Here is an 8,894-nt window from a genome sequence, read left to right as displayed (position 1 = left end):
ATAACGTGAATCTTTGAACTTGTTTTTCTCAATAGTTGCGCACAAATCATCATTTTTGTTTAAACACTTTTGTCTGTTATTCCTACCAAGGATTAAATAGAAATTCTGGAGGATGAAGATCACTTGAGTCAGACTACTGAACAAATACAAAAAAGTGATATCAAAGATATTTTGGAAAACTCTCTTAATGGAAAAAGACCTAACTCTGAAGATTGCTTGAGATTATTGGAATCTGACGATGTTCATTTAATGGGTCTGGTTTCAGGACATTTGACAAGAAAACAGTTTGGCAAAAAGGCTTCTTTTGTAAATAATATAATTCTAAATTACACTAATGTATGCATCACTGATTGCAAGTTTTGTGCATTTTACAGATCTCCCGGAGCTGAGGACTCTTACACATTAACACTTAATGAAATTGAAGCTAGAGTAAAAGCTGCATATGAAATGTTTAAGATCCGCCAAGTTTTGATTCAAGGAGGACACAATCCTAATTTGAAGATAGAATATTATGAGGATGCATTTAGAATGATTCGAAAAAAATTCCCACATGTTGGAGTTCATGGATTATCTACGTCTGAAATTGATATGATTGCAAGAGTTGAGAAATCATCAACAAAAGAAATCTTGTCTAGACTAAAAGATGCAGGTCTACAGTCAATGCCTGGAGCAGGAGCTGAAATTCTAACTGATTCAGTTAAAGAAATTATCAGTCCAAAGAAAATTTCTAGCGATGCTTGGATAAGAATAATGGACGAAGCACATGCTATTGGAATTCCATCTTCTGCTACAATGATGTATGGTCATGTAGAAAACAATAATGATATTGTTGAGCATTTCTCCAAACTTGTAAAATTACAAGAAAAAACTAAAGGCTTTATGGCATTTATCCCATGGAATTTTGAACCAAATAATACTTTGATGCATGAAGAAGGCATTGTTGAATATGGTACTGGTGGAATTCAACTTTTGAAAATGATTGCAATTTCTAGACTTATGTTTGACGGGTTAATCCCTCACATACAATCTTCTTGGCTGACTAATGGTGTTGGTATGGCACAGCTTGCATTGCAATACGGAGCTGATGATTTTGGAGGTACTCTGATTGGGGAGGAAGTTGTCTCCTGCACTGGAGCCCGCTCTACTGAACTTACGGATAAAATAATTATAGATGCCATTCACCAGATTGGATATCAGGTAGAAGAGCGAGATAATTTTTACAATCCTATCTCTATACTATAGACCATAACTGGACCATTTAGAATCTACAAGATTTTTTGTATTCTCGTCAACTTTGACTTGTTGTTGGATTTCTCTTTGATATCCTTCTTCTCTTGTTTTTTGAGTTGCATCAATTCCCATTTTAGAACCCAAATTAACCAGTGGTGATGCTGGATCTAAAGTATCTGTTGGTGTGTTGTTGATGATTACTGTGTCTCTTGCAGCATCTGCTCGTGTAGTGATTGCCCATATCACATCATTGATATCGTGGACGTTGATGTCCTCGTCTACAACAACGAACATCTTAGTTAATGATAACTGCCCCATTCCCCAAAGTCCCATCATTACTTTTTTTGCTTGACCTGGATATCTTTTCTTGATTGATATTATTGCAAATCCTTGGAACCATCCTGCAGCCGGCATACTAAAGTCTACAACTTCTGGGTGGAACATTTGGATTAGTGGTAAAAATGAACGCTCGATTACTTTTCCAATGTATGCATCTTCAAGAATTGGTTTCCCTACAACTGTTGTAACATAGATTGGATATTTTCTTCTCATGATTCCTGTTAATGTGAATGTTGGGTATGGTTCGACTGGTGTATAGTATCCTGTATGATCTCCAAATGGACCTTCGTCTCTAATGTCTGCAGGATCCACATATCCTTCTAAAACAATTTCTGCATTTGCTGGAACATCCAAATCAATTGTTTTACATTTTACAGTTTTGATTCCTTCTTTTCTTGTAATTCCTGCAAATAGATATTTGTCCAATCCTTCTGGAACAGGTGCAATCGATGAAAATATTGTTGCAGGTTCTCCTCCTATGATTATTGCAGTGGGAATCTTTTCTCCTTTATCTTTTGAAATATCACTATGATGTGCACCTCTTTTGTGTTTCTGCCAATGCATTAATGCATGAGTTTTATCTACTATTTGCATTCTGTAAACTCCTAAATTTCTAACTCCTGTTTCAGGATGTTTTGTAGCTACTAATCCTAAAGTTATGAATCGCCCTGCATCATTAGGCCATGATTTTAGAATTGGTATGTCATCAAATGATGCATCGGTTGATGTTATCTCAGTTACTGGTCCACTCGTTTCTTGTTTAGGAAATGATGCAGTCATTTTTGTGAGCTCTGGTAATTTTTTGATTTTGTTTAGTAATCCTGATGGAACATCCATCTTTGTCATATCTGCAATACGCTGACCAATTTCTGTAAAGTCTGTCATCTCCAATCCTATCTCTAATCTCTTCATGGATCCAAACGCATTTCCTAAAACTGGCATGTCGTATCCTTTTACGTTTTCAAAAAGTATTGCTGGTCCGTCTGAGTACATTTCCCGTCTCATAATTTCTGCAATTTCTAAATCAGAATCCACTTCTGTCTTGACTCTTTTTAGTTCGCCATGTTTTTCTAACTCTGCAATAAATCCTCGAATATCTTCTATTCCCACATTGATTCTCTAGTCAGATCAAGTATAAGCTTAACTCGATTCTACATTGGTGGAAGCTCAGTTTTTCTGTCATGTCCGCCAGAACCGAATTTACAGTAAAAACACAATTCTGACTCCATGTATTTTAGCTGCTCTACTTGAATTGCTCCAAGCTTCAATGCAATCTTTGTCAAAATTTTATACTTTAACGGCATTGCTGGAATCACTTCATCCATGTATACTCTATAATGATCGGGACAAAACTTCAGGGTGACTTTTGATGGTTCTTTTCCTTTTTCATTAACTTGTTTTGTAAAGTTGATCTGTTCTCGTATGTATTCGTGCTTTGGACATGGACAATCTTTGCCTCCTGGATGTTTGTAGGCTGGAGTATTCTTCCAATCGAAATCTGGAAATTCTTTTTCAAAGTCATCCATGCCATAAAATATGTAAATTAGCATATAAAACTTGATCAAAATTAGTTCTCGTAATCAACCCAAATGTACATAAACCCCGGATTGTCCTTCAAAAATATGGCCGCTGCTAAAAAACAAACAAAAGCAGATCTTGAATCCAAGATTGCTGAATTAGAAGCAAAGCTAAACAAACTTTCTACTCAGCTAGAATCAAAACCAGCTGAAGTAAAACCAGCAGAAACAAAACCTGCTGAGGTTAAACCGGCTGAAACAAAACCAGCTCCAGCAAAACCTGCTGAGAGACCTGCAGCAACTACAAAACCAAAAGGTGTACTACCTAAAGGATTTGAAGAGAAACCTGCAGAGGTTCCAAAACCAGCTGAGACTAAATCACAACCTCCAGCAACTGTACAGGAAGCATTAGAGAATGCATACTATACTGCTCCAATGACATCATTCCATGATTACAGAGCTAAAGTAACTGGTTATTCTCCAGCTCCTAACAGATACTTTGTTAGACGAACTGCTCCTGTAGGAAAAGTTCCAACTAGAAATTGGAATGATCAAAAAGCAACAGTAACTGGTTACACTGCACCATCAAACCAATACTATGCAACAAGAGCAAGAATCGCATACCATCCTGCTGATAAGACATTTGGAAGTTTTAGTGGAATCAATATGACAGTTGAAGGTGTTGCAGCACAAGCACAACAAACTCCAACTCCAGAACCACCAAAGCCTAAAAGAGGCACATTGCCAAAAGGTTTCTAATTCAAAAACATCTTTTATTTTCTATTTTTAATAGTAATATTCTTCTTTGATCATATTCTATATCGTACATGGCTCCAAAAATCAAATGTCCTAACTGTCAACAAAACGAATGGCTTGAAAATCATGAACTAAGTTATCTTCCAACAGTTATGAAAATGGATGATGGAACTTATGCTGCAGATACTGAAAATGGAATTCATGTTAGGTTGTGGCGTTGTAACAACTGTATGTATGTCATGCAATTTTGGGAACCTGATTAATTAAAAACAATTAAAATTTTTACAATCTTTTCTTTATTTTTACCCATTATTTTGAACAAATCTTTTTGATGATCAAAATGTAAATAAACAATGCAGTGTTTACTGTAAAGAATGGCAGCAAAAAGCAAGGCAAAAACGAAAAAGGATCTAGAATCTAAAATTGCAGAACTAGAGGAAAAGTTGACAAAACTATCTTCACAACTTGAAGCCAAAGCAGCACCAAAACCAGCTGAAGTAAAACCAGCAGAAACAAAACCTGCTGAGGTTAAACCGGCTGAAACAAAACCAGCTCCAGCAAAACCTGCTGAGAGACCTGCAGCAACTACAAAACCAAAAGGTGTACTACCTAAAGGATTTGAAGAGAAACCTGCAGAGGTTCCAAAACCAGCTGAGACTAAATCACAACCTCCAGCAACTGTACAGGAAGCATTAGAGAATGCATACTATACTGCTCCAATGACATCATTCCATGATTACAGAGCTAAAGTAACTGGTTATTCTCCAGCTCCTAACAGATACTTTGTTAGACGAACTGCTCCTGTAGGAAAAGTTCCAACTAGAAATTGGAATGATCAAAAAGCAACAGTAACTGGTTACACTGCACCATCAAACCAATACTATGCAACAAGAGCAAGAATCGCATACCATCCTGCTGATAAGACATTTGGAAGTTTTAGTGGAATCAATATGACAGTTGAAGGTGTTGCAGCACAAGCACAACAAACTCCAACTCCAGAACCACCAAAGCCTGCAAAAGGTACTCTACCAAAAGGCATGGCACAAACATCAATACAACAATCTACATCTGACAATGGAAAATCTAGAGAAGAAAAATTAGCCGAATATGAAGCAGATTACTTGCAAAGACTAGAACAACAAAAAATTGATGAAGAAAAAGCATTTGATGAAATGCTTGAAAAAGAAGCAAAAGCTCGTTCTACTGCAAGTAGAGGTACTTTACCAAAAGGCTTTGAACCAAAACCTGAACCTGAAGCACCAAAAACATCTAGAGGCACACTACCAAAAGGTTTCTGAATTTTATAAAACCTTTTTTACTTATTTTTATTTTAGATTTTGAAAATCTTCAAAAACTTCCTTTGAATGTCCTGCGGGTTTTACTTTGGAATAAATTTTAAAAATTTTACCTTTCTCGTTTACAAGAAATGTACTTCTCATCACTCCCATGTATTCTCGACCCATGAATTTTTTCTTACCCCACACACCAAACAAGTTTGAAACTTCTTTGTCTACATCAGCTAATAATGGATATTTGATTCCCATTTTGTCGCAGAATTTTTTATGAGATTCTACATCATCTGGACTAATTCCAATTATCTCAATTCCTTCTTTTTGGAATTTTTTATAATCTTTGGAGAATTCATCAGCTTCTGTGGTACATCCTGGTGTGAAATCTTTTGGGTAAAAGTAGATGGCATGTTTTTTGCCCTTAAAATCACTTGATTTTATCTTGTTTCCATTTGCATCATTTATTGCAAATTTTGGAACAGAATCTCCTTCAGAAACCATGTATTATCAAATAAAATGATCTGTAATTAATTACTTTTTGAGATCATCTGATCACAAACCAAGGTCGAATCTTTTATATGGATATACGCGAGGCTTTAGCTTAATGGTTAATCCAAGAGCCTATCTTGCAGAAGCAATTGCAACTTATGGTTTGGTGTTCTTTGGTCCTCTTTCAGTAATTCTAGCAGTTTCTGCATTTGGCGAAGAATTAACAACGCAGTCTGTATTGTTCATTTCTCTTGGACACGGTGGTGCAATTGCTTTGATGGTTTATGCATTTGGACATGTTTCTGGTGCTCACATTAATCCTGCAGTTACCATTCCTATGATGATTACAAAAAAGATTGGAATCGCAGATGGAATTGGATATATCATTTCACAATTAATCGGTGCAGTAGCCGCAGCTGCAACACTTGCAGCAATATTGCCTGAACTTGGAGCAAAAGTAAACTTTGCAACACAAGGTGGACCAAGTGATTTAATCAATAACAGTATTGGTTCTGGATTTGCAATTGAGGCAATTCTAACATTCTTCTTGGTCACTGTAATCTTTATGACTGCAGTACACAAAAAAGCATCTCCTGGATGGCATGGATTTACAATCGGTGGAATGGTCTTCCTTATTCACTTGATTGCAGTACCTTTAACTGGTGCATCAGTTAATCCTGCAAGAACATTTGGTCCTGCATTAATTTCTGGATTCTGGGAATTCCATTGGTTATATTGGGCAGCACCAATTTTAGGTGGAATCATTGCAGGTTTGATAATGAATTATGTTTACACAAAACCTGCAGAAAAAGAAGCATAATCCTAACATTTTTAAAAATTTGAACTTTTATTTTACTATATGACTTCTGCTGAAGATATTTCTAAAATGTTTGAGGATGAATCCCAGAAAATTGAGAAATTATTTGATGTTGCAGATTCTAAAACTGAAATGAATATTCATGAAATAGTAGAGGCATATTATAAAGTCATGAATGTCTCATCTATGGCAAGTATGTTAAAACAAGTCAATTCTGAGCCTAAATTGAAGGAAAAAATCAGTAAAACTGAAAAATTAATCTCTCAAAGATTTGATTCTATAATTCACCCTAGAATAATGAAAAACTTGTCTACTTCTATCCAGGAATTGACAAAGAAACTACAATCTGGAAATTCTGGTGAAAAATCAAAAGAACAAGCAGAACTTGATACAATGCTCTTTGATGAACTACGTCAAAACATGAGCACTAAAGAATTCATAGAACAATATGAGAATGGACTTTCTCATGATTGATCAACTTGCAAAAAATTTAGTTGAACTAAAAAAAGAATTTGTTAGAGTGTATGATGGTAAAAGTCAAACACACGAAGTTATACCAAAATCAAAATCAGAATTGTTTCCAATCGAAGAATCTCATTTAGAGTTACTCCATGAATTTGCAACAAAAAATCCTATCTATTACAATTCCTTTGAGAAAGAAATTGGCTCTGTTGATTGCATTGTATATGAAGGTGACATTAACAAATATTGGCTAAATAGCATTCAACACGGTTCAAGCAAAGCTCCTTTCTCTCCTACGTGGATAATGTCTAGTTATGTAAACGCATTACTTGCAAAATCATTGGGTTACTCTGAAGTAATCGATATTGGATCTGGCGATGGTCGTATTGCATTTTGCGCTAGAGTTTTGGATATGGCCTCATACAGTATTGAAATTGATGACATGCTGGTTGATTTGCAAAATCGTCTGAATAACATTGTCGACTTTTACTCTTATTGCACTGATGCTGTTTTGTTTGATTACTCGTCATTGAATTTAACAAAGCCTATATTTTTTATCGGAGGCCTTGCACAAATGGGTGGTATTTCTCTTGCATCTGGAGTGTTAAGATCAATTCAATCTGTTTCTCATCTGAAGAAAAAATCTGGCTGGGTTTTTGCTGGAACCTTGTCTCCAAAATATGCCCCTGATCCAAAAAATGAGGCTGGCTGGGGTACTTTGATTGAAGACAATGATCTCAAATCCGTACAACATATCTCATTGCCCACTGCTTGGACATTACATGAACCTGATGAAACACAATACATTTTTGCAGAATCTAACTGATAGCAATCCAAATTAAGCGTGAATTTCCCAAACTTTTTGGACTCGTTGCATAGCTTGGATAGTGCGATTGCTTGCGGAGCAATAGGTCGTCGGTTCGAATCCGATCGGGTCCGTTAATCTTTTTGCCATGAACCATCACATGCAATCCAAATTACATCGCTAATTGAAAATTCAAGCCTGCAAAAACATATGTCTTTACAGGTTTCTTGAAGATATTTGTAATTCTTTTTTCTGATATTTATCCATATGGAAAGACGATTTTCGTGAGTGGTAATTGTCTGGAGTTTTTTATACCTCTCTGATTCTGTTATATTGTGAAGCATGCAAAAGACTATTTGAATAATCCTCGAACCATAAAACTTGAATCTACATTAGACGATGTCTTAAAAAAAATAATCGATGAGAAAAAAAGTAGACTTTTAGTCACTGAAAATGACAAAATTACAGGTCTTGTAACTGAAAAAGATTTAGGATTTTTTCTGTTAACTGACAATACTGAAAGAAAACTAGAGGAAATTCCCTTATCTGAAATTGTTAAAAAAATTATATCTGTAGATGAAAATGCTGGATTAGATCAATGTGCTAACATTATGTTAAAAAATGGAATTGGATCTTTGGTAGTCACGTCTCATAATAATATAGTTGGAATTTTAACTAAAACAGATCTTGTAAGATATTTTACAAAATCTCACCCTGGGGAAAAAATTGTAGGCGAATACATGTCTCCTTATTATGCTTGGATGTATTCTGATACTCCTCTTTACAAAGTAGTCCTAAAAATGATTGAACAAAAAATTTCTAGAGTAATATTACGAAATCATGATGAAATGCCTGTTGGTATTGTAACTTTTAGAGATTTATTCAAACTTGCACTTGATCTAGGTCGACAAGAAGATGTGCTTGATAACACTGATCCTGCCATCTCTGTAATATTTCCTAGAAAGGGATTCATCTCCGAATCTGGTTTTGGTGGTAGTACAAAGATTGAAGAAATAATGAGCAAGGATATTGTTTCTGTAGATTATGATGATGATTTGGCAAAAACAGGAAAAATGTTACTTGATAAAAATATCAATGGTGCTGGTGTTTTGTCTGGACATGGCAACATTATTGGAATAATCAGTAAAACTGACATTGTCAAAGCACTGGCATTTCTGAAATAATCTGAG

Annotated in this window: 11 protein-coding genes and 1 tRNA gene; 9 read left to right on the top strand and 3 right to left on the bottom strand. The window is 35.4% G+C overall.

From position 1 onward, the window contains the following. Positions 1 to 123 precede the first annotated feature (123 nt). Positions 124 to 1,242 carry a cyclic dehypoxanthinyl futalosine synthase gene (gene mqnC, locus ACW9XA_RS00755; RefSeq protein WP_457762546.1) on the top strand — a complete coding sequence of 373 codons (1,119 nt, stop codon included), beginning with the start codon at positions 124 to 126 and terminating at the stop codon, positions 1,240 to 1,242. Here mqnC and ACW9XA_RS00750 read toward each other — a convergent pair. Next, the gene (locus ACW9XA_RS00750) at positions 1,237 to 2,679 is read right to left on the bottom strand and encodes a menaquinone biosynthesis decarboxylase (protein ID WP_457762545.1); all 1,443 of its coding nucleotides are present in this window, start codon (positions 2,677 to 2,679) and stop codon (positions 1,237 to 1,239) included. The genes mqnC and ACW9XA_RS00750 overlap by 6 nt on opposite strands. A 41-nt stretch (positions 2,680 to 2,720) precedes the next feature. Next, positions 2,721 to 3,095: a hypothetical protein gene (locus ACW9XA_RS00745; RefSeq protein ID WP_014964742.1), complete on the bottom strand. Its 375-nt coding sequence runs from the start codon at positions 3,093 to 3,095 to the stop codon at positions 2,721 to 2,723. 96 nt (positions 3,096 to 3,191) lie between these two features. On the opposite strand from ACW9XA_RS00745, the gene ACW9XA_RS00740 reads away from it, so the two are divergent. From ACW9XA_RS00740 to ACW9XA_RS00730, 3 genes are all read left to right on the top strand, one after another. Beyond that, the gene (locus ACW9XA_RS00740) at positions 3,192 to 3,845 is read left to right on the top strand and encodes a trans-sialidase (protein WP_457762544.1); all 654 of its coding nucleotides are present in this window, start codon (positions 3,192 to 3,194) and stop codon (positions 3,843 to 3,845) included. Between the two features lie 68 nt (positions 3,846 to 3,913). After that, the gene (locus tag ACW9XA_RS00735; RefSeq protein ID WP_457762543.1) at positions 3,914 to 4,105 is read left to right on the top strand and encodes a hypothetical protein; all 192 of its coding nucleotides are present in this window, start codon (positions 3,914 to 3,916) and stop codon (positions 4,103 to 4,105) included. A gap of 111 nt (positions 4,106 to 4,216) precedes the next feature. After that, positions 4,217 to 5,140, top strand: a complete 924-nt coding sequence (locus ACW9XA_RS00730) for a trans-sialidase (protein WP_457762542.1) — start codon at positions 4,217 to 4,219, stop codon at positions 5,138 to 5,140. A 27-nt stretch (positions 5,141 to 5,167) separates the two neighbouring features. On the opposite strand, the gene bcp is transcribed toward ACW9XA_RS00730, so the two are convergent. Beyond that, a complete protein-coding gene (gene bcp, locus ACW9XA_RS00725; protein ID WP_457762541.1) occupies positions 5,168 to 5,632 on the bottom strand; it encodes a thioredoxin-dependent thiol peroxidase in 465 nt (154 codons plus the stop codon). A 103-nt stretch (positions 5,633 to 5,735) separates the two neighbouring features. Between bcp and ACW9XA_RS00720 the strand changes: the two genes are divergently transcribed. The 5 genes from ACW9XA_RS00720 (at position 5,736) to ACW9XA_RS00700 (ending at position 8,888) form a co-directional block, all read left to right on the top strand. Further along, positions 5,736 to 6,440 (top strand): MIP/aquaporin family protein, encoded by a 705-nt coding sequence (locus ACW9XA_RS00720; protein WP_457762540.1) that lies wholly within the window; start codon positions 5,736 to 5,738, stop codon positions 6,438 to 6,440. A 39-nt stretch (positions 6,441 to 6,479) separates the two neighbouring features. Continuing rightward, the gene (locus ACW9XA_RS00715) at positions 6,480 to 6,911 is read left to right on the top strand and encodes a hypothetical protein (RefSeq protein WP_457762539.1); all 432 of its coding nucleotides are present in this window, start codon (positions 6,480 to 6,482) and stop codon (positions 6,909 to 6,911) included. Then, positions 6,904 to 7,725, top strand: a complete 822-nt coding sequence (locus ACW9XA_RS00710; protein ID WP_457762538.1) for a hypothetical protein — start codon at positions 6,904 to 6,906, stop codon at positions 7,723 to 7,725. Before ACW9XA_RS00715 ends, ACW9XA_RS00710 begins: the two co-directional genes overlap by 8 nt. 38 nt (positions 7,726 to 7,763) lie before the next feature. Then, positions 7,764 to 7,838: transfer RNA gene (locus tag ACW9XA_RS00705), tRNA-Arg, on the top strand. Positions 7,839 to 8,039: 201 nt separating this feature from the next. Continuing rightward, positions 8,040 to 8,888, top strand: coding sequence for a CBS domain-containing protein (locus tag ACW9XA_RS00700; protein ID WP_457762537.1), 849 nt, complete (start codon positions 8,040 to 8,042; stop codon positions 8,886 to 8,888). The last annotated feature ends 6 nt before the right edge of the window (positions 8,889 to 8,894 follow it).

The organism is Candidatus Nitrosopumilus sp. bin_6a (assembly GCF_054095695.1).
This window is presented reverse-complemented; position numbering and strand designations above follow the sequence as displayed.

Excerpts from the sequence above, each read along its gene's own strand:
- ACW9XA_RS00745 (WP_014964742.1), bottom strand. The coding sequence starts at position 3,095 with ATGGATGACTTTGAAAAAGAATTTCCAGATTTCGATTGGAAGAATACT.
- ACW9XA_RS00740 (WP_457762544.1), top strand. The coding sequence starts at position 3,192 with ATGGCCGCTGCTAAAAAACAAACAAAAGCAGATCTTGAATCCAAGATT.
- ACW9XA_RS00735 (WP_457762543.1), top strand. The coding sequence starts at position 3,914 with ATGGCTCCAAAAATCAAATGTCCTAACTGTCAACAAAACGAATGGCTT.
- ACW9XA_RS00730 (WP_457762542.1), top strand. The coding sequence starts at position 4,217 with ATGGCAGCAAAAAGCAAGGCAAAAACGAAAAAGGATCTAGAATCTAAA.
- bcp (WP_457762541.1), bottom strand. The coding sequence starts at position 5,632 with ATGGTTTCTGAAGGAGATTCTGTTCCAAAATTTGCAATAAATGATGCA.
- ACW9XA_RS00720 (WP_457762540.1), top strand. The coding sequence starts at position 5,736 with ATGGTTAATCCAAGAGCCTATCTTGCAGAAGCAATTGCAACTTATGGT.
- ACW9XA_RS00715 (WP_457762539.1), top strand. The coding sequence starts at position 6,480 with ATGACTTCTGCTGAAGATATTTCTAAAATGTTTGAGGATGAATCCCAG.
- ACW9XA_RS00710 (WP_457762538.1), top strand. The coding sequence starts at position 6,904 with ATGATTGATCAACTTGCAAAAAATTTAGTTGAACTAAAAAAAGAATTT.